A 23,463-nucleotide genomic window follows, 5' to 3' on the forward strand; every position below is an offset into this window, starting at 1 on the left:
AGCGGCGGCAGGTGCGGCGGCGCGGGCTCAGTCGAGGACGAGGCAGTGTTCGGGCTTCCAGCCGACCTCGACCTGCTCGCCGCCGCTCCAGCGGTCCTCCATGCGGGAGCGGACGGTGTTCTGCTCCAGCACGGACACCGTGACGCCGGGGGCCAGTTCGATGAGGTAGGTGGTGGTCGGTCCGCCGTAGACGGTCTCCCGGACGACTCCGCTCACCTTGGCCATGCCCGGTTCGAAGTCGGAGAGCCAGATCTTCTCCGGGCGGATCGAGAGGCGGACCCGGGTGCCGTCGGGCACGTCGGACCGGGGGCCGACGGGCAGGGCGGGGCCCTCGTCGAGGACGACCCGGCCGGAGCGGTAGGTGCCGGGGACGAGGTTGGAGGTGCCCATGAAGGAGGCGACGAAGCTGCTCGTGGGGCGCTCGTACACGTCCTCGGGCGTGCCGCACTGCTCGATGCGGCCCTCGTTCATGACGGCGAGGCGGTCCGACATGGTCAGTGCCTCGTCCTGGTCGTGGGTCACGAAGACGAAGGTGATGCCGACCTCGCGCTGGATCTGCTTGAGCTCGACCTGCATGCGGCGGCGGAGTTTGAGGTCGAGGGCGGCCAGCGGCTCGTCCAGCAGCAGCACCTGGGGGCGGTTGACGAGGGCGCGGGCGAGGGCGACGCGCTGGCGCTGGCCGCCGGAGAGGGTGGGCGGCTTGCGGCCGGCCAGTCCCCCGAGCTGGACGAGGTCGAGCATGTCGGCGACGCGCCGGCGGATCTCGTCGCGGGCGACGCCCTTGCGCTTGAGGCCGAACGCCACGTTGTCGGCCAGCGAGAGGTGGTCGAAGAGGGCGTAGCTCTGGAAGACGGTGTTGACGTTGCGCTTGTTGGGCGGCAGGCCGGTGACGTCCTGCCCGTCGAGCAGCACGCTGCCTTCGGTGGGGTCGGCGAAGCCGCCGGTCATCCGCAGCAGGGTGGTCTTCCCGCAGCCGGAGGGGCCGAGCAGGGAGAAGAACTCCCCCGGGGCGATGTCGAGGGTGACGTCGTGGACGGCGTAGGCCTCGGAGTTCGGGTACCGCTTGCCGATCCGGTCGAGCCGGACGGCGGGGTGGTCGTACACGGGGGTCGGGTACATGGGTGTCACTTCCCGGAGAGCAGATCGAGGCCGCCACGGCGGCCGAACAGGCGCGGGATGGCGAGCGCGAGGACGACGAGTCCGATGGAGCCGACGAGCATCAGGGTGCCGACGGCGTTGATGGTGGGCTGCACGCCGAACCTGATCGCCGAGTAGATGCGGACGGACAGCGGCTGCGGATCGACGCCGGTGGTGAAGTAGGCGAGGACGAAGTCGTCGAAGACGAGGGCGAAGATCAGCACCCCCGAGGCGAGGATGCCGGGAAGCAGCGCGGGGAGCGTCACCAGCCACAGGGCCTGTCTGCGGGTGGCGCCGAGGTCCATCGCGGCCTCTTCGACCTCGGGGTTGAGGGCGGCGATGCGGGAGCGCAGGATGACCGTCACGTACGAGATGGAGAAGGTGATCTCGGCGAGCATCACGGTGCCGGTGGACAGCGTGATGCCCAGCCCCTTGAAGAGCAGCATCGCCGCGACGCCGGTGACGATCTCCGGGGTGATCAGCGGGACGAGCATGACCAGGCCGGCGAAGGAGCCGAGGCGGCCCCGGTTGCGGACGAGGCCGAGGGCCAGGGCCACGCCGAGGACGAGCGAGCCGGCCATGGCGACGAGGGACACCCGCAGGCTCATGCCGAGCGAGCCGAGGAGCACGTCGTCGTGGAGGAACGCCGTGTACCAGCGGAGGCTGACGCCGTCGAAGACGGTGAGGGACTTCTGCGCGTTGAAGGAGAAGAGGACGACGACGGCGACGGGGAGGTAGAGCAGCGCGAAGAAGACCGCGGTGACGGCGATGGCGAAGCGGGGCCGGCGCTCGGCGCCGCGGCGCGGGCGACGCGGGCGTGGGGCGCTGGGCCGCGGGCCGCCGGCTCCGTGCGGCCCGGCCGGGTCGCCGGGGCGGGGGGTGGCGTCCCCGGTCGTGCCGCGTGGCGACGGAAGGGCCGTACGGGAGGCTCTGGGCCCGGGTCGGAGGGTCATCGGGCCGCCTCCGCCTCGTCCTTGCGGGTGCGGCGCAGGTAGCCGAGCATCCCGAGCAGCAGGACCGCCATCAGCAGCATGGTCAGGGCCGAGCCGAGCGGCCAGTTCTGGCCCTGGAAGAACTTGTCCTGGATCAGGTTGCCGATCATGATCTGGTCGGGACCTCCCATGAGCTGGGCGCTGACGAAATCGCCCATGGCGGGCAGGAAGACGAGGACGCAGCCGGCGGCCGCGCCCTGCCGGGTGGCGGGGACGGTGACGAAGAGGAAGGTCCGCAGGGGGCCGCCGTAGAGGTCGCGGCCCGCTTCGATGAGCGAGGTGTCCATGCGTTCCATGGCGGCGTACAGCGGGATGACCATGAAGACGACGAAGCCGTAGACGAGTCCGGCGATGACGCCCGGCCCGGTCTGGAGAATCCTGGTGCCGTCGTCGGCGAGGCCGATCGCGCGCAGGGCCTTGAGCAGCGGCCCGTCGTCGGAGAGCAGCACGGACCAGCCGTACATCCGCACCAGGTAGTTGGCGAAGAACGGGACGACGATCGCGGCGATCAGCAGGTTCTTGAAGCGTCCGCCGTACAGGGCGATGGCGTAGGCGACCGGGTAGGACACGGCCAGGCAGATGACACAGGTGATCAGCGCGTAGCCGAGGGAGCGCAGTAGGACGGTGCGGTAGGCCGGGTCGGCCAGCGCTGCGAAGTTGTCGGGGTTGAGTCCGAAGCGAGGGTTTCCGAGGGGGTCGGTGGTACCGAAGGCGAGGGTGGCCACCAGGAGGAGGGAGGCGAGGAGGAAGCCGGTCATCCAGAGGGTGCCGGGGAGCATGAGCCAGGTCCACAGCCGCGCCCCGGACGCTGCGGCCGTTCCTGGGCGGGGGCGGGCGGCGGGGCCGGATCGATCGCGTCGCAGCATGTCAGCCGGCCTTCACGTCGGTCCAGGCGGCGTCGCGGCGCTGTTCGCCCTCCGCGGTGCCGTTGCGGAAGTAGCTGTCGTCCTTGAGGTCCCGCGCGGTGACCTGGCACTGGGGGAAGGGTTCGACGAGCGCGGTGTAGGTGTCCTCGGTGCCGCGGACCGGCATCGGGTAGCCGATGTACTCGATGTTCTTCTTCACGTTCTCCGGGCGGAGCATGTAGTCGATGAAGAGCATCGCGGTGCCGGGGTGCTCCGCGTTGGCGGGGATGGCGTAACAGTCGGAGTTGACGGGGGCGCCCTCGCGGGCGACTTCGAAGCCGAAGACGGTGGGGTCCTCCGCCTGGGCGAGCATGGCGGCCATGTCCCCGCTCCAGGCCTGGGTCATGTCGGCGTTGCCGTTGAGCAGGTTGTTGTAACTGTCGCTGGAGAAGCCGCGCAGACGGGGGCGGAGGGAGCGCAGGGTTTCGGTGACGCGTGCGAGGTCGCCCGGATCGCCGGTGGTGAGGTCGAGGCCGAGCTTGAGGGCGCCCATGCCGAGGACCTCGTCGCGGTCGTCGAGGACGAAGACCTTTCCCTTGGCCTGGGCGTTCCACAGGTCGTCCCAGGAGCCGGTCAGGTCACCGAGCCGGTCGCGGCGCCAGCCTATGCCGGTCTTGAACATGGTGAACGGCACGGTGTGGGCGGATCCGGGGTCGTACCAGGGGTCGGCGAAGTAGTCGTAACCACCGAACACGGCCTCGGCGTTCTTCAGCCGGGTGTGGTCGATCGTACGCAGTCTGCCGCCGGCGGCGAGGCGCTGTGACCACTTCGCGGTGGGGAAGATGACGTCGTAGCGGTTTCCCGCGTTGAGCTTGGCGGCCATGCCTTCCATGGAGTCGAAGTTCGACTGGACGACCTTGACGCCGTACTCCTTCTCGAATCCTTCGAAGACGGCGGGGTCGACGAAGTCGGCCCAGTTGAAATAGACGAGGTCGCCGTCGACCTTGACGTCGATGGGCGCCTGACCGGCCGCTTCGCCGGCCGGGTCGGTGCCGGAGGCGAATCCGCAGCCGGCGGCGGCGAGGCCGAGGACCGTGGCGGTGCCGGCGCGGAGGAAGGAGCGTCTGGACGGGCGGAGTGCCTCGGGGGACATGGGGGTCCTCTCCGTAGGGGGCCTCGGGGGGATGGGGGCGCCGGGGTGGTGACCGGGGGGCGGCGCGGACGCTGTACGGCGGGGGGCGGTGTGCGGTGGTGCCGGGGCGGTGCGGGGTGGTGCCGGGGCGGGCCGCCTAGGGGGTGCGGCCGGGGGGTGGCCGTACGGGGGTGCCGGCGGCGGGCCTTCGGCGGGAGCGGCTCACTGTTGCGCGGTGTCGAGGTCCGCCCGGATGCGGCCGGCGAACCAGCCGACCGCCGACTCGCGGCGGGACAGGGGCCCGGGCTCGAAGCCGGGGGTGGAGAGGCCCTTTTGGACGCGGGCGACCAGTTCGGCGTCCTCGTCGTTGGTGATCCAGCCGATGTGGATGTTCAGGCGCCGGGCGAGCCGGGTGCGCAGGCCGGTGCCGCGCCGGGTGTAGAACGCGCCGGGCACGGCCACCCGGTCCACCGCGGTCGGGATCGCGGTCCAGGCCAGTACGTGGTCGGGGTAGAAGTCGATGAGGGTGTTCGGGTAGATCACCGCGTACCGCCAGACCCGTCGGTCGGCCTCGGCGAGGCCGGGCATGGGGGCGGCGATGCGCTGGTAGAGGCGTTCGGCCCAGTTCGAGGACGGTTTGTCCCGCAGCGGCGAGGCGAACAGCGCGTACGAGTCCTCGATCTCGCAGGTGTAGCCCTGGTAGTCGAGCAGCCGCATCAGCCCGGGGTGGGCCACCGGGACGTGGTAGCCCTCCAGGTAGTTGTCGACCGCCACCTTCCAGTTGGCCTGCTGCACCTCGGCGCCGGCCAGGTCGTGGATGCGGCTGCGGCCGACGGGCACCAGGTCGGCGCCCGCGTAGTGGCCGACCGCTTCGGCGAGCCCGGCGCACTGCTTCGCCAGGGGTACGGCGTCGGGGTCGAGGTTGACGAAGACGAAGCCGAGGAAGGATTCGACGCGGGCCGGGAACAGGCCGAGCGCGGGCTTGTCGAGGCAGGGGATCTGTCGGGCCTCGGGGGCGCCGACGAGGCTGCCGTCGAGGCGGTACGTCCAGCCGTGGTACGGGCAGCGGATGGCCTTGCCGTCCGGTTCGGGGACGGTGACCAGGCGTGTTCCGCGGTGCCGGCACACGTTGAGGTGGGCGGCCAGGCCGCCGTCCTCCGTGCGGACGACGAGGACTTCCCGGTCCGCGACCGTGGCGGCGAGCCGGGCGCCCGGGCCGGGCAGGTCGGACTCGTGGCAGACGAGCTGCCAGGACCTGGCGAAGACCTGCCGCGTCTCGGCGGCGGCGGTGCCGGGGTCGGTGTAGTAGCGGGCTGACAGTGCGTGCCCGGGGGCGTCCTGGACCGGCTGCTGGTCGGGGCCGGCGGGGGTTCGTTCAGGGGCTCTGGAGTACATCGGGTGACTCCTCCGTGCCGGCGGTGCGGCGATCGGTTCGGCGTCCGGTTCAGAGAGGGATGGCGAGACGACCCAGCGGCGGGCAGCAGGCCGCGGCGGGCGCCGCAACCTTGCTGACCGATTGGACAGTCAGATTGCTGGCTGATTTCCGCCGGGTCAAGACTTGTACGCTGACCGATCGGTCAGCTAGCGTAATTCTCGTCGCTGCACCGGCGTTCCTCCACTTCTGGGCCTTTTGTCGGGCCGGACGCAGCCCCGCCTCACGGGCACCCGCCCCGGCCGCACCCCTCTCCCTCCCTCCCTGCTTGCCGTACGTCTTCGGCCTCACCGACGTCACCGACGTCACCGGTCAAGGGAGCCCCCCTTCCCCGCCCCCTCCTCCACCCCACCCCACCCCTCCCGGAGGCACGCATGAGCGGTCGTCGGCGTCTGGACTGGCTCGGGCTCACCCCCGAACCCGAGCGGGAACTGCCTGCGGCGGTCGCCGCCCTGCGCGCCTCCTCGCGACGCCCGCCCGTGGCGCCCGCCGAGCTGGCGGCCGCCGAGCGGCGCCGCGTCGAACGCCTGGTCCTGCGGGGCAGCCGGCACAGCTGGCTGCGCTACCTGGCCGAGGTCACCGAGCTGGTGACCGCCGTGGCCACCGGCCCCGATCCGGGGCCGGGGCAGGGCGACCGTGCGGCCGCCCTGCTCGCCGCCGAGGTGGTCCTCGACCACCACCGCATGCTGATCGGCCTCCCGGGACCGGGGTACGGCCGCACCGCCAGGGACCGCGCCGCGCTGGAGAGCGCCGTACGGACCCTGCGGACCCCTCCCCCGACAGGAGAAAGCCGATGACCACGATCCGCCGGCCGGCGCAGCCGCCACCGGGCTCCGTGCTCGGAGCGTCACCCCACGCGGTCGAGAGCGCCGAGGCGTACCGCGCCGCCGGGGGCTACACCGCCGCCACCGGGCCGGACGAGCTGCTGCACCACCTCACCGCGTCCGGCCTGCGCGGTCGCGGCGGGGCCGGCTTCCCGGTCGGCGTCAAACTGCGCTCCATACGGGACCGGGGCGGCCGCCCGGTGGTGGTGGCGAACGGCGAGGAGGGCGAGCCGGGTTCGGTCAAGGACCGCTGGCTGCTGCGGTCCCGGCCCCATCTGGTCCTCGACGGACTCGTCCGCGCCGCCGCCGTCACGGGCGCCGTCCGCGGCTACGTCTACCTCTCGGACCCCGAAGCGGGCGCCCGCGTCCGCCGGGCCCTGGCCGAACGGGACCCCGGTCTGCCCGTCGAGGTCGTCGAGACCGCCCCAACCTATGTCGCCGGGGAGGAGAGCGCGGTCGTCCGCCGGATCGACGGCGGACCGGCGCTGCCCACCGTCAAACCGCCCCGTCCCTTCGAGCGGGGGGTCGGCGGCGCGCCGACCCTCGTCTCCAACGTCGAGACCCTCGCCCGCATCGCCCTCACCGCCGCCCGCCCCGGCCTGCGCGAGCGGATCGCGGACTCCACCCTGGTCACCCTGTCGGGCGGGCCCGCCACCCCGGTCCTCACCGAAGTCCCCATCGGCACGCCGCTGCGCACCCTGGCGTCCCTGCTCGGCGTCCCGGAGGCCACCGGCGCGCTGATGGGCGGCCTGTTCGGCGGACTCCTCGACTCCGACGCCGTGGCCGGGCTCCCGCTCGAACGCGGCGCGCTGACCGCCGCCGGCAGCGCCCTGGGCTGCGGAGCGATCCGCTTCCTGTCGCCCGGCACCTGCCCGGTGGCCGCCGCCGCCGACGCGGCCGGCCACCTCGCGGCCGAGAGCGCCCGCCAGTGCGGGGTCTGCGTCTCCGGGACCAGGGCCGTGGGCGAGGCCCTGTACGCCCTCGCCGCCGGGACGGCCGGGCCGGACACCGCGGACGGCCTGCTGCGCTGGTCGCAGGGGCTGCGGGGGCGGGGCGCCTGCGGCCTGCTCGACGCCGCCGCGGGCATCGCGGGCAGCCTGCTCCGCGCCTTCCCCCGGCTCGTCCGCTCCCATCTGGCCGGCCCGTGCCCGGTCTGCGCGGGCTCCGATCCCGCGGACGGCCGCCGACGCCTCACGGTCGCCGTGCCCGACGTGGCCCCGCGCACAGGGTGCGCGTCCGCCGCGGCCGTGCCGAAGGCCGTGGCCCTCCCGACCCCGTTGCCCGCCCTGAAAGGAACATCGTGAAACTCCTGCTGGACTCCACCCGCTGCCAGGGCTACGGGCTGTGCCAGGAACACGCGCCCGGCCTGGTCGAACTCGACGAATGGGGCTACGCGAAGGTCATCGCCGTCGCGGTCCCCTCCGGTACCGAGGAAGCGGCGCGCGCCTGCGCCGAAAGCTGCCCCAACTCCGCACTCCGACTGGAAAAGTGACATGGGACGCGATCTGAGCGCCCTCTTCGACCCCCGCTCCGTCGCCGTGGTCGGCGCGAGTGACGATCCCGCCAAGTACGGGCACGCCGTGGCCTCCCAGGCCCTGCGCGCCGACGGGCGGAGGCGGCCGGTGCACCTGGTGAACCGGCGCGGCGGCACCGTGCTCGGCAGACCGGCCGCCCCGTCCCTCGCCGCGATCGGGGAGCCCGTCGAACTGGTGGTGGTCTCCGTCCCCGGCGACGGGTTCGAGGCGGCCGTCGACGACGCCCTGGCCTGCGGGGCGAGGGCGATCGTCGGCATCACCGCGGGGTTCGCCGAGGCCGGCCCGCAGGGTCTGGCCCGCCAACGCGCGGTCGTCGCCCGCGTCCGGGAGGCCGGAGCCGTCCTGGTCGGCCCCAACTGCCTGGGCATCGCCGACAACACGACCGAGCTGTACCTCGCCTCGGACCGCTTCGCGCCCGGCGGTGTCGCCCTGCTGAGCCAGAGCGGCAACCTCGCCCTCGAACTCCAGCTCCGCGGCGCCCCGCACGGCCTGGGCTTCTCCCGGTTCGTCTCGCTCGGCAACCAGGCCGACGTGACCCTCGTGGACCTCGTCGAGGACTGCGCCCGCCACGAGGCCACCACGTCGATCGCCGTGTACGCCGAGGACTTCGGCGACGGCAGGGCCTTCGCCCGGGCCGCCGCCGCGGCGGGCAAGCCGGTGGTCCTGCTCACCGCCGGGCGGGGCACCGCCTCCGCGCGCAGCGCGCAGTCGCACACCGGGGCGCTCACCACCTCGGCCGACGTGGTGGCCGCCGCCTGCCGCGACGCGGGAGTGGAACTGGTGCGCACGCCAAGGGAGATGACGGTCGTCCTCGCCGCCCTGAGCGCCCGGCCGGGCCGGCCGCGTACGCAGGGACGCGCGAGCGGCGCCCGTACCGCGGTCTTCACCGACGGCGGCGGCCACGGCGCCATCGCCGCCGACGCCGCCGAGGACGCCGGACTCGACGTGCCGGAACTGGGCGCGGCCACCCAGGCACGGCTGCGGACCGTGCTGTGGCAGCAGTCAGCGGTCGGCAACCCCGTCGACCTGGCCGGCATGGGCGAGCAGGATCCCCTCTCGTACGCCGACGCGGTCGCGGAGCTCCTCTCCGCCGACGAGGTCGACGCGGTCCTGATGACGGGCTACTTCGGTGGCTACGCCGCCTCCGACGGGGGCCTCGGCGGCGGCCCGGCCGGCGGCTCCGTCCTCGCGGAGGGCGAGACGCTGGCCGCGGAGAAGATCGTCACGCACCTCGCGGCCGCGCCGAAGCCGCTGGTCGTGCAGTCGATGTATCCGAGGTCGCAGAGCTGCCGGGTGCTGGCCGAGGCGGGGGTGCCGGTGTTCGCCGCCACCGAGGACGCGGCCCGCGCGCTGTCGGCGCTGACCGGCCGGGGAACGGCGGGCGGCGCGGCGGAGCTCCCGGAGTTCCCCGCGCTGCCCGCGCCGGACGCGCCGCTGCGGGACCCCGGGTACCACGGAGTTCGGGCGCTCCTCGCCGCCGCCGGGGTGGCCTTCCCGGCCGCGCGGGAGATCACCGACGAGGCCGGACTGCTGGCCGCGGCCGAGGAGTTCGAGGGCCCGTACGTGCTCAAGGCCCTGCACCTGCTGCACAAGTCGGACGCGGGCGGCGTCGCGCTGCGGTTGGCCGACCGGGAGGCGCTCCTCGTCGCGTTCCGGGAGATGCGCGCCCGGCTCGGCGCGCCCGCCTACTCGGTCGAGGCGATGGCCGACCTCTCGGACGGAATCGAGCTGATCGTCGGCGTGAACCACGACCCGCGGTTCGGGCCGGTGGCCATGGTCGGGCTCGGCGGCGTCCTCACCGAGAGCCTGCGCGACGTCGCCTTCGCGCTGGCTCCCGTACCGGCAGGGCGGGCCGAGGCCCTGCTGCGCGGGCTGCGCACCGCAGCTCTGCTGGACGGCGTCCGCGGCCGGCCGGCCGTGGACGTGGCCGCCGCGGCCGCCGTGATCGAACGCATCACCACGGTGGCCGCGGCCCATCCGGAGATCGCCGAGCTGGAGGTCAACCCCCTGCTGGTGCGCCCGGACGGCGCGCTGGCCCTGGACGCCCGGGCGGTCCTCGGCTGACCCCGCCGATCGCCGTCTCCCCCGCTCCCCTGGCTCCGCCCTCATCCCTTCCACCGGAGGACACCCCCACCATGGACTTCCGCTACACCCCCGAGCAGGCCGACCTCAAGGCCCGTGCCGCCGCCTACGCCCGGCTCCTGATGGAGTACGAGGACCGGTCCGAGGAGGCCGGCGGCCCGCTGCCGGCCGACACGGTCCGCGAACTGACCCGCGCCGCCATGGACGCCGGTGTCTACGCGATCAACATGCCCGCCGCCTGGGGCGGGGCCGGCCTGTCCCTGCTCGACCAGGTCATCGTCGAGGAGGAGTTCGGCAAGGTCACCAACTGCCTCTGGGACATCCCCTGGCGGCCCGCGAACGTCCTCGCGTACGGGACCGAGGCCCAGCGGGAGAAGTACCTCCTGCCCGTCATCCGGGGCGAGCGGTTCGACGCGTTCGCGGTCACCGAGCCCGGGGCGGGCTCCGACCCCGGCTCGGGCACGAGCACCGCGACGCGGACCGCGGACGGCTGGCTGTTGAACGGCGAGAAGTGGTTCGTGACCTGCGGCGACATCGCCGACTTCCTGCTCGTGCAGGCGGATGCGGGCCCGGAGCGGGCCGCGACCCTCTTCTTCGTGGACAAGCACGCACCCGGGGTCGAGATGACGCGGGTCCCGCGCTTCATGCACTCCGCGGTGAACGGGCACCCCGAGTTCACCTTCACCGATGTGTTCGTCGCCGACGACGACGTGCTCGGCGGTGTCGGCAACGGATACGAGCTGACCAAGGAGTGGTTCACCGACGAGCGGCTGATGATCGCCGCCCGGACCGTCGGCGCCGCCGAACGTGCCCTGGAGCTCGCCCGCGACTGGGCCGTGCGGCGACGCCAGTTCGGCTCGCCCATCGCCGACTTCCAGCTGATCCAGGGCATGCTCGCCGACTGCGCCGTCGACATCGCCGTCAACCGCGCCTACACCCACCAGGTCGCCTGGGAAGCCGACCAGCCGCACACCGACCGCAAGACCCTGCACGCCAAGGCGTCGACGGCGAAGCTCGCGGCGAGCGAGGCCGCCGGACGGGTCGTCGACCGGTGCGTGCAGATCTTCGGCGGCCGCGGCTACGACCGCTCGTACCCGGTCGAGCGCATGTACCGGGAGCTGCGCGTGGACCGCATCTGGGAGGGCACCTCCGAGATCCAGCGGCTGATCATCGCCAACGAGCTGATCAAGCGCGGGACCCGGGCCCTCGCCCTGCCCGCCTCCTGACCGCTCCTGCCGCCGCCTGCCCCGCACCGCACCCGTACCTGCCCCGCACCCGCACCCGCACCAACACCCGACCCGCGATCACAAGGACCACAGACATGGACTTCCGTCTCACCGCCCGTCAGGAAGAGCTCAGGGAATCGGCGCGCGCCCTCACCGAGTTCATCACGAAGTACGAGCTCGACTGCGAGGAGAACAACGGCCTGCCCCCGCGGGCCCACGCCGAGATCCGCGACGCCGTCCTCGAGAGCGGCCTGCAGGCCGTCAACATGCCGGCGCAGTGGGGCGGCGCCGGTCTCACCATCCTGGAGCAGGTCACCGTCCAGGCGGAGCTCGGGCGGCTCACCGGCGCCCTGTGGGACATGGTGTGGCGGCCCGCCAACGCGCTGTCCTTCTGCACGCCCGAGCAGCGCGAGCGGTACCTGGTCCCCGTCATCCGGGGACAGCGCCGCGACTGCTACGCGGTGAGCGAGCCCGAGGCCGGCTCCGACCCGCAGAGCCTGCGGACCACGGCGACGCGGACCGCGGACGGCTGGGTGCTGAACGGCGAGAAGTGGTTCGTCACCGTCGGAGACCACGCCGACTTCATGATCGTGCTCGCCTCGGCCGGGGACGAGGGGGCGCCGACCCTGTTCCTCGTCGACAAGGACACCCCGGGCATCGAGATGACCCGGGTGCCCCGCTGGATGCACACCTTCGTCTACGAGCACCCCGAGTTCACCTTCACCGACGTGCACGTCCCGGCGGACGCCGTGCTCGGGGGAGTCGGCAACGGATACGACATCACCCGCTCCTGGTTCACCGAGGAACGGCTGATGATCGCCGCGCGGACGATCGGGGCGGCCGAGCGCGCCCTGGAGCTCGCCCGCGACTGGGCGGTGGAGCGACGGCAGTTCGGCTCGCCCATCGCCGACTTCCAGCTGATCCAGGGCATGCTCGCCGACTGCGCCGTCGACATCGCGGTCAACCGCGCCTACACCCACCAGGTCGCCTGGGAGGTGGACGAGGGCGGGCTCGACCGCAAGACGCTGCACGCCAAGGCGGCCATCGCCAAGCTGTCGGCGAGCGAGGCGTCCGGCCGGGTCGTCGACCGGTGCCTGCAGATCTTCGGCGGCCGCGGCTACGACCGCTCGTACCCGGTCGAGCGGCTCTACCGCGAACTGCGCGTGGACCGCATCTGGGAGGGCACCTCCGAGATCCAGCGCCTGATCGTCGCGGGTGAACTGGTCAAGCGCGGCACGGGAGTCCTGCAGCTGCCGGTGACCCGGTGACCGATGTGGAGCGCGTCGGGATCGTGGGCTGCGGGCTGATGGGATCCGGCATCGCCGAGGTCTGTGCCCGCGCCGGACGGGAGGTCGTGGTGGTGGAGGCGGACCGGACCGCCGCGGACGCCGGCCTGGATCGGATCGAGCGCTCCCTGGCCCGGGCCGCGGCGGCCGGGAAGCTGCCGGCCGCCGACCAGCAGGCCGCGCTCGGCCGGATCACGCTGACCACGGACGTGTCCCTGCTGGCGGACCGGGACCTGGTCGTCGAGGCGGTGGCCGAGGACGAGCGGGCCAAGCTGGAGGTGTTCGCACGGCTGGACCGGGTGGTGGAGCGCCGGGACGCCGTGCTGGCGACGAACACCTCGTCGATCCCGGTCATCCGGCTGGCCGCCGCCACCTCCCGGCCGGCCCAGGTCGTCGGCCTGCACTTCTTCAACCCCGTCCCGGTGCTCCCCCTGGTGGAACTGGTCCCCTCGCTGCTCACGGGCGAGGAAACCGTCCGGCGCGCACGGGACTTCGCCTCCGGTGTGCTGGGCAAACGGGTGGTCCGCGCCCAGGACCGGGCGGGCTTCGTCGTGAACGCGCTCCTCGTGCCGTACCTGCTCGCCGCCGTGCGGATGGCCGAGTCCGGGATCGCCTCGGCCGAGGACATCGACCAGGGGATGACCCTGGGCTGCGCCCACCCGCTGGGGCCGCTGGCCCTGGCCGACCTGATCGGGCTGGACACCGTCCAGGCCATCGCCCGGTCGATGTACGCGGAGTACCGGGAACCCCTGTACGCCCCGCCTCCGCTGCTGGCCCGGATGGTGGACGCGGGCCTGCTCGGCCGCAAGACGGGGCGGGGCTTCCACACCTATCCCTGACCCGATGGGGGCCACGCCCGCCCCGCCCCGCCACCGGCCCCGTCCCCGGCCGCCGCGGTCCAACGGGCGGGGACCGGGGGCCCGATGCGCGAGGATGGTGGTCCGGCGGGTCCGCCCGCCGGGCCTTCCACCCGCCACCCGCTCAACCACCCACCCACCGACCCCACCGACCCGACGGGCGTCGCCGACACGGGGAGCAGCCAACGTGACCAAGGCCGAGCGCGCACTCGAAACGCGGGAACGCATCCTCACGGCCGCGTGCGAGGTGATCGCGGACATCGGTTTCGAGCACGTCAGCATGCGCAAGGTCGCCGAGCACGCCGGTGTCTCGAAGGCCCTGCTGCACTACCACTTCGACACCCGGGAGAAGCTGTTCGCCGAGGCGATGACGCACTCGTTCGCCCGGACCGGCACGGACACCGGCAGCGACACCGGTACGGACCCGGCCGTGGTCGTCCTGGCCCGCATCGTGCGCAGCATGCTGCCCACGGACGAGGAGCTCCGCCAGGACTGGAAGCTCTGGCAGGAGCTTTGGGTGCGCGCGCTGCGCGACGGCACGGCCCGGACCCTCGCCGTCGACCTGTACGACCAGCTGCACGCGTGGGTCGCCGGCACCGTGGAACGGGGCATCGCGTCGGGCGAGTTCACCGAGTGCGACGTCGCCGCGATCGGCACGCTGGTGCTGGCCCTGTGCGACGGCCTCGGCATCCGCCTGATGCTGGACGACCCCCGGGTCGACCTCGCCACCGCCCAGTCGACGGTGTGGCGGGCCATCGCGCCCGCCCTCGGGATCGCGCCGGTGTTCCCGGAGGTGTGACGGCGCCGGGCCGGCGGAATGTTCGGGGAATGTACGGGCGGCGGCGCGCCCGCCGGAACACCGGGTCGACGGGGTTAGCATCGACGGTGTTTCCGCACGTGAGAGGCAGTGATGACGGGTTCGGAGTCCAAGGGCCTCGTGCTGATCGTCGAGGACGAGCGGCACATCTCCGACGTCCAGAGGCTCTACCTGTCGCGCGAGGGCTTCGGTGTCCACGTCGAGGCCGACGGGAACGCCGGGCTCGCGGCCGCGCGGCGGATGCGTCCGGTGGCCATCGTGCTGGACATCGGCCTGCCGGGCACGGACGGCATCTCCTTCTGCCGGGCCCTGCGGGACGCGGGCGACTGGACGCCGGTGCTGCTGGTCACCGCGCGCGGTGAGGAGGCCGACCGGATCCTCGGCCTGGAGCTGGGCGCGGACGACTACCTGACCAAGCCGTTCTCGCCGCGCGAACTGGTCGCGCGGGTCAAGACCGTACTGCGCCGGGCGGCGGGCCCGCCCGTACGGCCGGCCGAGAGCCTCGGCGGGCTCAGCGTGGACCCGGTCAGCCGGACCGTGCGCCGCGACGGCGAGCCGGTGGAGCTCACCGCCACCGAGTTCAACCTGCTCGCGCACCTGCTCCGGCACGTGGGGCAGGTCTTCACCCGGGAGCAGCTGCTCGCCCAGGTGTGGGGCTACCCGGGCTACCGCGACACGCGGATGGTCGACGTGTTCGTCTCGCAGCTGCGCGCCAAGCTCGGCGACGCGAGCCCGATCCGTACGGTCCGGGGCGTCGGGTACGGCGCGATCGCTCCCCGCACGTGAACCGCCCCGGCCCCCGTCCGGGCCCCCGTCCCGGCCACGGCCCCGGTACCCGCGGCTCCCTCGCGCGCAACATCGTGGTGCTGACCACCGTGGTGGCGGCGCTCGCCGTGGCCCTCACCGGTCTGATCGCCTGGCAGACCGCCGCGCACGGCGCGGAGCAGCGCGAACGCGACCAGCTGGCGCGTCAGGCTACGGTGCTCAGCCGCCTGCCGGCCCTGTCCGAGGCGCTCTTCGCGGGTGCCCAGGTGCTGGCGGGGCCGAACGGTGTGCAGCTCGCGGTCATCAGCCCGGACGGCGCGGTGAGCGGGACCGCCACCCCGGCCGTGGACCGGGCGTCGAAAGCGACGCTGCTGACCGGGAAGCCGGTCTCGACCACGGGCGTCCTCGGCGGCGAGGAGGTGCTGCTGGTGGGGCGGCCCGGCGTGCGCGGCGGCGCGGTCGTGCTGACCGAGCCGTACGCGGTGGTCGCCGAGAACACGAACCGGATCCGCCGCAACGTGGTCGTGCCGCTGATCGTGGGCATGCTCGGCGCGGCGCTGGCCGGGGCCCTCCTGGCCCGGCGCATCGCCCGTCCCCTGGTGCGGGCCGCGCGGATCGCGCACCGGCTGGCCGACGGCGAACGCGGCGTACCGGCCCCCGTCGACGGGCCCCGGGAGACGGCGGACATCGGGCGGGCCCTCAACGTGCTGGACGAGGCGCTGGCGCACAGCGAGAACCGGCAGCGGGAGTTCCTGCTCTCCGTCTCCCACGACCTGCGGACCCCGCTGACCGCGTTGCGGGGGTACGCCGAGGCGCTCGCCGACGGGCTGATCGAGCCGGAGCGGGTGCCCGAGGTGGGCGGCGTGCTGGCCGACGAGACGCGGCGCCTGGACCGGTTCCTGGGGGACCTGCTGGACCTGGCCCGGCTGGAGGCGGACGACTTCCGTCTCGACATGGCCCCGGCCGACCTGGGCGCGGTCGTCGCCGAGGCCGCCGCCTTCTGGACCGGCCCCTGTGCCCGTCACGGTGTGGGGCTCCGGCTGGAGCGGCCCGGGCGGCCCGTCGTCGTCGAGACGGACGCCTTCCGGGTACGGCAGCTGATCGACGGCCTGGTGCAGAACGCCCTGCGGGTCACGCCCGAGGGCGCACCGCTGGTCCTCGCCGTGCGCGCCGCCCCGGACGGCGGGGCCGCACTTCAAGTCCGCGACGGCGGACCGGGCCTCACGGACGACGACGTGCGCGTCGCCTTCGACCACGGCGCCCTGCACGAGCGCTACCGAGGCAGCCGCCCTGTCGGCTCCGGCCTGGGGCTGGCCATCGCCCACCGGCTGACCGGCCGCCTCGGCGGCGCGATCCGCGTCGAGGGGCACGGGCCGGAGGGCGGTGCCTGCTTCACCGTCACCCTTCCGCCGGCGCCCGGGAGCGTGTGAGCGGGCCGGGCTCCTCTTCGCCGGGGGCGCGCGGGTGTCCGTACATTCCCCGAACAATGCGCCCACGGCCCCCTTACAGACCGCGCGCACCGTGAGCTCCCATGAACACTCCATCGGCCGTGAGGCCGGGTCTCCTCCATCGGATCGGAAGCCGGTGTGCCCGGCACGCCTGGCGGGTCGTCGCCCTGTGGGTGGTGCTGCTGGTCGGTCTCGGGGCGGCGAACCACGCGTGGGGCGGCTCCTTCGCGGACAGCTTCTCCCTGCCGGGCACCTCCACGCAGACCGGCGCCGACCTGCTGAGGGCCCACACCGTCGGCTCCGGCGGCACGGCCGCCCCGATCGTGATCACCTCCGACGGGGGTTCGGTCACCGGGCACCGGGCCGCGATCGAAGCGTCCGTGGACGGCCTGCGCCGGCTGCCGGACGTCCTGTCCGTGGCCGACCCGCTCACCACGCCCGGCGCGGTCTCCGCGAACGGCGGGACCGCCCAGATCACCGTCCGCTTCGACGGCAATCCGGCGACCTTCGACCCCTCCTACCTCGCCGGGGTCGACAGCGCCGTCGAGCCGCTGCGCGCGGACCGCGTCACCGTCGAGTACGGGGCCCCGCTCGGGCAGCTGGCCGCGCCCAAGGCCGCCGACCACACCTCGGAGGCCATCGGTCTGGCCGTCGCCGTGCTGGTGCTGCTGATCGGCTTCGGCAGCGTCGCCGCCACCGGTCTGCCGCTGCTGACGGCCGTGCTCGGGCTCGCCGTCGGCCTGGCCGGTCTCGGACTGCTCGCCGGGTCCTTCGACTTCGCCCAGGCGTCGCCGACCCTGGCCGCGATGATGGGCCTCGGCGTCGGCATCGACTACGCGCTGTTCCTGGCCACCCGCTACCGGGCGCTGCTGCACGCGGGCACGGAGCCGGTCGAGGCGGTCGGGCGTACGGTCGCCACGAGCGGGCGTGCGGTGCTGGTGGCCGCCGCCACGGTCGCCATGGCCCTCGGCGGGCTGGGCGTCTCCGGTGTGGGCTTCATCGGCACCCTGGGCCTCGCGGCCGGGATCAGCGTGGTCGTGGCGGCCGCCACGACCGTGACGCTGACTCCGGCCCTGCTGGGCCTGCTGGGCAGCCGCATCGACCGCCTCCGCGTGCGCACGCCGGTTGCCGAGCCCACCGGCGAGGGGGACGTCTGGCACCGCTGGGCCGTCCGGGTCAGCGGGCGCCCCTGGCCGGTGCTGGTCGGCGGCCTGCTCGTGCTCGGGGTGCTGGCCGTCCCGGTCGCCTCCATGCGGCTCGGGCACGTGGACGCCGGTGCGCAGTCCACCGCCAGGACCGACCGTCGGGCCTACGACCTGATGACCGAGGGCTTCGGCCCCGGCGCCAACGGCCCGCTCACCGTCGTGGCCCACCTCGACAGCCGGCAGGTCGCCGACGGGGCCCTGCGCCAGGAACTCGCCGCCTCGCTCCGGCGGGAGCTGGCTGCCGTACCGGGCGTCGCCTCGGTGACGCCCCCGGTGTCCAGCCCGGACGACGTCCTGCTCATCACCACGGTCACCCCGGCCACCGGACCGCAGGACGGCGCCACCGCCGACCTGATCCACACCCTGCAGGACGAGACGGTGCCGGGGGCGCTGGCGGGCACAGGTGCCACGGGCTACGTCACCGGCACGGCCGCCGCCACCCAGACCTTCACCGACACCCTCGCCGCCAAACTGCCCCTGATCATCGGGGTGGTCGTGGCCGCGGCCTTCCTGCTGCTGCTCACCGTCTTCCGCAGCCCGCTGATCGCGCTCAAAGCGGCCGTGCTCAACCTGTTCTCCATCGCCGCCGCGTACGGGGTGGTCGTCGCGGTCTTCCAGTGGGGCTGGGGCGGCGGGCTGTTCGGTGTCGCCGAGAAGGTGCCCGTCGAGTCGTACGTGCCGATGATGATGTTCGCGATCGTCTTCGGGCTCTCCATGGACTACGAGGTCTTCCTGCTGTCCCGGATCCGCGAGGCGTGGCTGCACCGGGAGGACAACCACCTGGCCGTCGCCACCGGTCTCGCCGCCACGGCCCGCGTCATCACCTGCGCGGCCCTGATCATGACCAGCGTCTTCCTCGCCTTCCTGCTCTCTGCGAACGTCGCCGTGAAGATGCTCGCCCTCGGCCTGGGCGTGAGCGTGATCATCGATGCCACGGTGGTCCGTCTGCTCCTGGTACCGGCGTCCATGTACCTCCTCGGGCGGGCGAACTGGTGGCTCCCCGGCTGGCTGGACCGGCTCCTTCCGCATCTTGACCCGGAAGGCCCGGCCTCCGCGCCGACCCCGTCGCCCGTGTCCGCCCCCACGCCCACGGCCGCGGTCCCGGCGGCGACCGATCGAGGAGACCGCCGATGAAGCAGCGTCTGAGGAAGCAGCGTCTGAGGAAGCCGCGTCTGAGGAAGGCCCGCACGGCCCTGCGCCGCCACCTCGTCCTCAGCGTCACGGCCGCCGTGGTCCTCTCGGCCGCCGTCGCCGCGGGCGCGGCCGAGTTCACCGCCCGCGCCGTGATCCGGAACCACGTCACGAAGGCGGCGCCCGGCCTCGGCGGGGACGTGGCGGTCGGCGTGGCCGACGACTGGGCCCTGTGGGACCTGGCGCGGGGGAGCATCCCCCGTCTCGACATCAGCAGCGACGACGCCCGGGTCGGGCGCCTCCCGCAGGTCCGCGTCCGTGCACGGCTGGACGACGTCCGCCTCGGTGACGGGGGCGCCGTCGGCGCGACGCACGCCGAGGTGACCGCCTCCGCACAGTCCCTCGCCGCGGCGATCCGGACCGCCGTGCCCGCCGTGCAGGTGTCCGCGGTCACCACCGATCCGGCGCGCGGGACCGTCCTCGCCGCCGTCGGCCCGGGCGGCGCCGGACAGCTGACGCTGCGTCCCGTCCTGAAGGACGGCAGGGTCACCCTGACCGTGGACGGGCTCACGGTGTTCGGCCGCTCCGTCCCGACCGGCCGGCTCGGCGTGGGCGACGGCGCCTTCGGCCCGGAGGCGGGTGCGCCGAAGGAGTACCCGCTCGGGCTCAAGGCCACGTCCGTACGCGTCCGGGCCGACGGCCTGCACGTCGACCTGGCGGGCGGCCCGGCTCCCCTGGCGGGTGTCTGACAGCGGCCGGATCGGGGGCCGGCCCGCGCGTCCGCTCGCGTACCGGAGCAGGCCGGCGATCCTGGGGCGACAAGCCCTACGGACCCTGGAGCGCTGATGCGCGCATGAGCCACGACCCCGCCGACGCCCCCGGCTCCCGGCCGTCCCCCGCTCACGGCAACGGGCCCGCCGTCTCCCGCCGGGAGTTCGACGCGCTCTTCGAGCAGGTCCGCACATGGGGCCGGTGGGCGGCGGCCGACCGCGGGGCCTGGAACGGGGTGACGGCGGACCACGTGCGGCGGGCCGCCGCCCTGGTCCGGTCCGGGACGGTCGTCCCGATGGGCCGGCCCTGGGACACCCGGCCCGGTCCGGACAACGCGAAGCCCGCCCTGCACCACATGTCCGATCTCGGCGACGTGGAGGCCCCGGAGCCCTCCGTCTACAAGGACTTCCTGGCCGTGGACTACCACGGCAAGGGCGTCAGCCACCTCGACGCGCTGTCACACGTCGCCTACCGGGGGCGACTGTACGACGGCCGTGCGGCGCGCGAGTCCGTCGATGCCGGGGGCGCCCGCTTCGGCGCGGTGTCGGCGCTCGGCCCGTTGGTCACCAGGGGCGTACTGATCGACCTGCCGGCCGTCCTCGGGACCGCGTGGCTCGATCCCGGGCGGGCGGTGCACGCGCGGGACCTCCTCGCGGCCGAGGAGGCGCTCGGTGTGACGATCGGGGACGGCGACGCGGTGCTGCTGCGCTCCGGCGCCTTCCGCCGCCGAAGTGAAACGGGCCCCTGGGACCCCGGCGAGGCGAGCGCGGGCTGGCACGTGGACGCCGTGCCGCTGCTGGCCGAGCGCGCCATCGCGCTGCTCGGGGGCGACGGGGACAGCGACGTGCGCCCGTCTCCCGTGGAGGGGCTGCACTCCCCCGTGCACACGCTCGCCGTCACCGCGATGGGAGTGCCGCTGCTGGACAACCTCGATCTGGAACCGCTGTCGGCGGCCTGCGCCGAAGCGGGCCGATACGCCTTCATGCTCGTCGTGACGCCGCTGAACGTCCCGGGCGGGACGGGTTCGCCCGTCAATCCCGTCGCGGTCCTGTGAGGGCGATCCTGTCAGGGCGAGCCCGAGGAATATACTCAAATCTGACAAATCCGAGCATTCCGGTATGTACACCGAGCGCCGAGGGCCGACGACCGTGGGCCGAGGGAAGTGGTGCAGATGGGGGTGGTGGAAGACCGCATCGGGCCGGTGCGTCCCCGTGACCGGTTCCTGCACGGCGAGTCCGTCGAAGGGAGCGTGAGGGGGCCGATCCTGCACTCGTGGCAGCGCAGCCAGCTGCTGGGCATCTCGCCCGACCAGTCCGAGCTTCCGTTCACGCAGGACTTCGACCCGGAGGGCCGGCTCGTCCGCGCCGCCAGGCCCGTACTGGACCGACTGGAGGCGGTCTTCGCGGGCAGCCGGATGAACATCAGCCTCGCCGACGGCCACGGCACCGTCCTCGAACGCCGTTTCGGCGAGAAGTCCATGGTCAAGCACCTCCCCCCGATCCAGACCGTCCCGGGCTTCGTCTTCGCCGAGCAGTTCGCCGGCACGAACGGCATCGGCCTCACCCTCGCGGAACGGCGGCTCTGCCAGGTCTTCGGCGCCGAGCACTTCGCCGAGCGGTCCCAGTCGAGCGCCTGTACGGCGATCCCGCTGCGCGACCAGCTCAGCGGGCACATCGAGGGCGTCCTGTGCCTCGGCTATCCCTACACCGACGCGGACCCGGCCCTGGTCCCCGTGGTGCGCAAGGCGGGCGAGGCCATCGAAAGGCGGCTGATGGAGCAGAGTTCGGCGCGTGAGCGCGGCCTGCTGCACGCCTATCTGGAGGCCGCGAGCCGGACCGGGGCCGAAGACCACAGCGGCAACGGGCACGCGCTCGCCATGTCCGAGCTGCTCCAGAGCGAGCTGGAGCAGAGCGATCAGATGACGCTCAAGGAGAAGGCCACCGAGCTGATGTCCTCGGCCCAGTGGGCGGCCGCCGAGGTGTCGCTCTCCCGCGACCGGTGGGTCACCCTCGTCAGCCGTCCCGTGACGAGCCCCTCCGGGGTGGAGGGCATCGTGATCGAGGCGCTCCTCCCCGACGAGGACGAGCGGCACGCGCCCGCCCCCACCGGCCCGCCGCCCGGCCCCCTGTCCCGCGCCACGGCCCGTACGCCGACGAGGGCGGCCCGCGCACCCGGCACGTCCGCCACATCCCCCGCAACCGGACCGGCAGACGCGGCCGGCTCCGAGGACACCGCGGGCGGCACGGTCCGCGGGCTGGTGCTGGTGGGCGAGCCCGAGGTGGGCAAGTACGCCGTCGCGGCGCGGCGACGGCTGGAGCTGCTGGCCGAGGCCAGCAACAGCATCGGCACCACCCTGGACGTGGACCGCACCGCCTGGGAGCTCGCCGAGACAGCCGTCCCCCGGCTGGCCGACTTCGTCACCATCGACGTGCCCGAGGCCGTCCTGCGCGGCGACGAGTCCGCCCACCCCAGCAGCGAGATGCGGCGTACGGTGGTCCACGGAATCCGCGAGGACTGCCCCTTCTACCCGGTGGGCGAGCTGCTCACCCTGCGCCCGACCACGCCCCACATGCGCTCCCTGGTCACCGGTCAGCCCGTGCTGGAACCCGATCTGAAGGCCGCCTTCGGCTGGATCGCCCAGGACCCGGAGCACGCCGAGCTGCTCCTCGCGCACAACATCCACTCCCTCATCACCGTCCCCCTCTTCGCGCGCGGCGTCCTCCTGGGCATCGCGAGCTTCTACCGTTCGCAGGACCCGGCCCCCTACGGGGACGACGACCGCTCCCTGGCCAAGGAGCTCGCCGCCCGCGCCGCCCTCTGCATCGACAACGCCCGCCGCTACACCCGCGAACACACCCTCGCCCTGGCCCTGCAGCGCAGCCTGCTCCCCCGCGGCCTCCCCGCCCAGGACGCCGTGGAGGTCGCCCACCGCTACCTGCCCGCCGAGTCCGGAGTGGGCGGCGACTGGTTCGACGTCATCCCCCTGTCCGGCACCCGCGTCGCCCTCCTCGTCGGCGACGTCGTCGGCCACGGACTGCACGCCGCCGCCACGATGGGCCGGCTGCGCACCGCCGCCCGCAACTTCGCCGAACTGGAACTGGCCCCCGACGAACTCCTCACCCACCTCGACAACCTGATGGTGCGCCTCGACCGCGAAGAGGGCGGGGACAACCCGGCCCTCGGCAGCGGCATCGCCGGCGCCACCTTCCTGTACGCCGTCTACGACCCCACCTCACAGCGGTGCACCATGGCCCGGGCCGGCCACCCGCCGCCCGCGCTGGTCCACCCGGACGGCACCGTGACGCTCCTCGAACTGCCCGCGGGCCCCCCGCTCGGCCTCGGCGGTCTGCCCTTCGAGTCGGTCGAGATGCGGCTCCCCGAACACAGCCAGCTCGTCCTCTACACCGACGGGCTCATCGAGGACCGCCACCGCGACGTCGACGTGGCCCTGGACGAGCTCGTCCGCGCGCTGGCCCACCCGGACCGCGCCCCCGAGGAGACCTGTCGGGCGGTGCTCGACGCCGTGGCGCCCGAGCACCCCGGTGACGACATCGCCCTCCTCGTCGCCCGCACCAACGCCGTGCCCGCCGACCGGATCGCCTCCTGGGACCTGGGCGCCGACCCGGCCATGGTCGGCGAGGTCCGCGCCGCCGCCGTGAGCCAGCTGGACCGGTGGGGGCTGGAGGATTCCGCGTTCGCCACGGAGCTGGTGCTCAGCGAGCTGGTCACCAACGCCGTCCGCTACGGCACCGCACCCATCCGGGTACGCCTCGTCCTCGACCGCACCCTGATCTGCGAGGTGTACGACGCCAGCAGCACCGCCCCGCGCATGCGCCACGCCGCCAACACCGACGAGGGCGGCCGCGGCCTGTTCCTCGTCGCCCAGCTCGCCCAGGCCTGGGGTACCCGCTACACCACCGGGGGCAAGCTCATCTGGGCCGAGTGCGCCCTCGCCGCGGCGTGACGGCGTCGCCCACG

At 73.7% G+C, this 23,463-nt stretch carries 19 protein-coding genes; 14 read left to right on the forward strand and 5 right to left on the reverse strand.

Annotation, left to right across the window (positions count from 1 at the left end; genetic code table 11):
- Positions 1 to 27 precede the first annotated feature (27 nt).
- The 5 genes from ACZ6JT_RS02170 to ACZ6JT_RS02190 form a co-directional block, all read right to left on the reverse strand.
- On the reverse strand, positions 28 to 1,119 hold the full coding sequence (locus tag ACZ6JT_RS02170; RefSeq protein ID WP_469206245.1) for an ABC transporter ATP-binding protein: 1,092 nt from the start codon (positions 1,117 to 1,119) through the stop codon (positions 28 to 30).
- Between the two features lie 5 nt (positions 1,120 to 1,124).
- Positions 1,125 to 2,090 (reverse strand): ABC transporter permease, encoded by a 966-nt coding sequence (locus ACZ6JT_RS02175; RefSeq protein ID WP_469206247.1) that lies wholly within the window; start codon positions 2,088 to 2,090, stop codon positions 1,125 to 1,127.
- A complete protein-coding gene (locus ACZ6JT_RS02180) occupies positions 2,087 to 2,908 on the reverse strand; it encodes an ABC transporter permease (protein WP_469206249.1) in 822 nt (273 codons plus the stop codon). The genes ACZ6JT_RS02175 and ACZ6JT_RS02180 overlap by 4 nt, the downstream gene beginning before the upstream one ends.
- Before the next feature lie 88 nt (positions 2,909 to 2,996).
- Positions 2,997 to 4,127 carry a polyamine ABC transporter substrate-binding protein gene (locus ACZ6JT_RS02185; protein WP_469206251.1) on the reverse strand — a complete coding sequence of 377 codons (1,131 nt, stop codon included), beginning with the start codon at positions 4,125 to 4,127 and terminating at the stop codon, positions 2,997 to 2,999.
- 201 nt (positions 4,128 to 4,328) lie between these two features.
- Positions 4,329 to 5,501 carry an aromatic ring-hydroxylating oxygenase subunit alpha gene (locus ACZ6JT_RS02190; RefSeq protein ID WP_469206253.1) on the reverse strand — a complete coding sequence of 391 codons (1,173 nt, stop codon included), beginning with the start codon at positions 5,499 to 5,501 and terminating at the stop codon, positions 4,329 to 4,331.
- A gap of 411 nt (positions 5,502 to 5,912) precedes the next feature.
- On the opposite strand from ACZ6JT_RS02190, the gene ACZ6JT_RS02195 reads away from it, so the two are divergent.
- The 14 genes from ACZ6JT_RS02195 to ACZ6JT_RS02260 all read left to right on the forward strand — a co-directional run bounded on the left by ACZ6JT_RS02195 (position 5,913) and on the right by ACZ6JT_RS02260 (position 23,449).
- Positions 5,913 to 6,335 carry a hypothetical protein gene (locus ACZ6JT_RS02195; RefSeq protein WP_469206254.1) on the forward strand — a complete coding sequence of 141 codons (423 nt, stop codon included), beginning with the start codon at positions 5,913 to 5,915 and terminating at the stop codon, positions 6,333 to 6,335.
- Complete coding sequence (locus tag ACZ6JT_RS02200; RefSeq protein WP_469206256.1) at positions 6,332 to 7,666, forward strand: NADH-ubiquinone oxidoreductase-F iron-sulfur binding region domain-containing protein; 1,335 nt, start codon at positions 6,332 to 6,334, stop codon at positions 7,664 to 7,666. The genes ACZ6JT_RS02195 and ACZ6JT_RS02200 overlap by 4 nt, the downstream gene beginning before the upstream one ends.
- Positions 7,663 to 7,854 carry a ferredoxin gene (locus ACZ6JT_RS02205; RefSeq protein ID WP_376610604.1) on the forward strand — a complete coding sequence of 64 codons (192 nt, stop codon included), beginning with the start codon at positions 7,663 to 7,665 and terminating at the stop codon, positions 7,852 to 7,854. The genes ACZ6JT_RS02200 and ACZ6JT_RS02205 overlap by 4 nt, the downstream gene beginning before the upstream one ends.
- A 1-nt stretch (position 7,855) precedes the next feature.
- Complete coding sequence (locus ACZ6JT_RS02210) at positions 7,856 to 9,961, forward strand: acetate--CoA ligase family protein (RefSeq protein WP_469206259.1); 2,106 nt, start codon at positions 7,856 to 7,858, stop codon at positions 9,959 to 9,961.
- A 71-nt stretch (positions 9,962 to 10,032) separates the two neighbouring features.
- A complete protein-coding gene (locus ACZ6JT_RS02215; protein WP_469206261.1) occupies positions 10,033 to 11,205 on the forward strand; it encodes an acyl-CoA dehydrogenase family protein in 1,173 nt (390 codons plus the stop codon).
- Positions 11,206 to 11,300: 95 nt separating this feature from the next.
- Positions 11,301 to 12,473, forward strand: a complete 1,173-nt coding sequence (locus ACZ6JT_RS02220) for an acyl-CoA dehydrogenase family protein (RefSeq protein WP_469206263.1) — start codon at positions 11,301 to 11,303, stop codon at positions 12,471 to 12,473.
- A complete protein-coding gene (locus tag ACZ6JT_RS02225) occupies positions 12,470 to 13,330 on the forward strand; it encodes a 3-hydroxybutyryl-CoA dehydrogenase (protein ID WP_469206265.1) in 861 nt (286 codons plus the stop codon). The genes ACZ6JT_RS02220 and ACZ6JT_RS02225 overlap by 4 nt, the downstream gene beginning before the upstream one ends.
- Positions 13,331 to 13,535: 205 nt before the next feature.
- Positions 13,536 to 14,147 (forward strand): TetR/AcrR family transcriptional regulator, encoded by a 612-nt coding sequence (locus ACZ6JT_RS02230; protein ID WP_469206268.1) that lies wholly within the window; start codon positions 13,536 to 13,538, stop codon positions 14,145 to 14,147.
- A 111-nt stretch (positions 14,148 to 14,258) separates the two neighbouring features.
- Positions 14,259 to 14,951, forward strand: a complete 693-nt coding sequence (locus tag ACZ6JT_RS02235; protein ID WP_469206270.1) for a response regulator transcription factor — start codon at positions 14,259 to 14,261, stop codon at positions 14,949 to 14,951.
- A complete protein-coding gene (locus ACZ6JT_RS02240; RefSeq protein WP_469206272.1) occupies positions 14,948 to 16,360 on the forward strand; it encodes a HAMP domain-containing sensor histidine kinase in 1,413 nt (470 codons plus the stop codon). Before ACZ6JT_RS02235 ends, ACZ6JT_RS02240 begins: the two co-directional genes overlap by 4 nt.
- A 101-nt stretch (positions 16,361 to 16,461) precedes the next feature.
- Positions 16,462 to 18,717 (forward strand): MMPL family transporter, encoded by a 2,256-nt coding sequence (locus tag ACZ6JT_RS02245; protein ID WP_469206274.1) that lies wholly within the window; start codon positions 16,462 to 16,464, stop codon positions 18,715 to 18,717.
- Positions 18,714 to 19,463, forward strand: coding sequence for an LmeA family phospholipid-binding protein (locus ACZ6JT_RS02250; protein ID WP_469206276.1), 750 nt, complete (start codon positions 18,714 to 18,716; stop codon positions 19,461 to 19,463). The genes ACZ6JT_RS02245 and ACZ6JT_RS02250 overlap by 4 nt, the downstream gene beginning before the upstream one ends.
- Positions 19,464 to 19,567: 104 nt before the next feature.
- The gene (locus ACZ6JT_RS02255; RefSeq protein ID WP_469206278.1) at positions 19,568 to 20,539 is read left to right on the forward strand and encodes a cyclase family protein; all 972 of its coding nucleotides are present in this window, start codon (positions 19,568 to 19,570) and stop codon (positions 20,537 to 20,539) included.
- 117 nt (positions 20,540 to 20,656) lie between these two features.
- The gene (locus ACZ6JT_RS02260; RefSeq protein WP_469206280.1) at positions 20,657 to 23,449 is read left to right on the forward strand and encodes a SpoIIE family protein phosphatase; all 2,793 of its coding nucleotides are present in this window, start codon (positions 20,657 to 20,659) and stop codon (positions 23,447 to 23,449) included.
- The last annotated feature ends 14 nt before the right edge of the window (positions 23,450 to 23,463 follow it).

Source organism: Streptomyces sp. NPDC046308, from assembly GCF_055588065.1.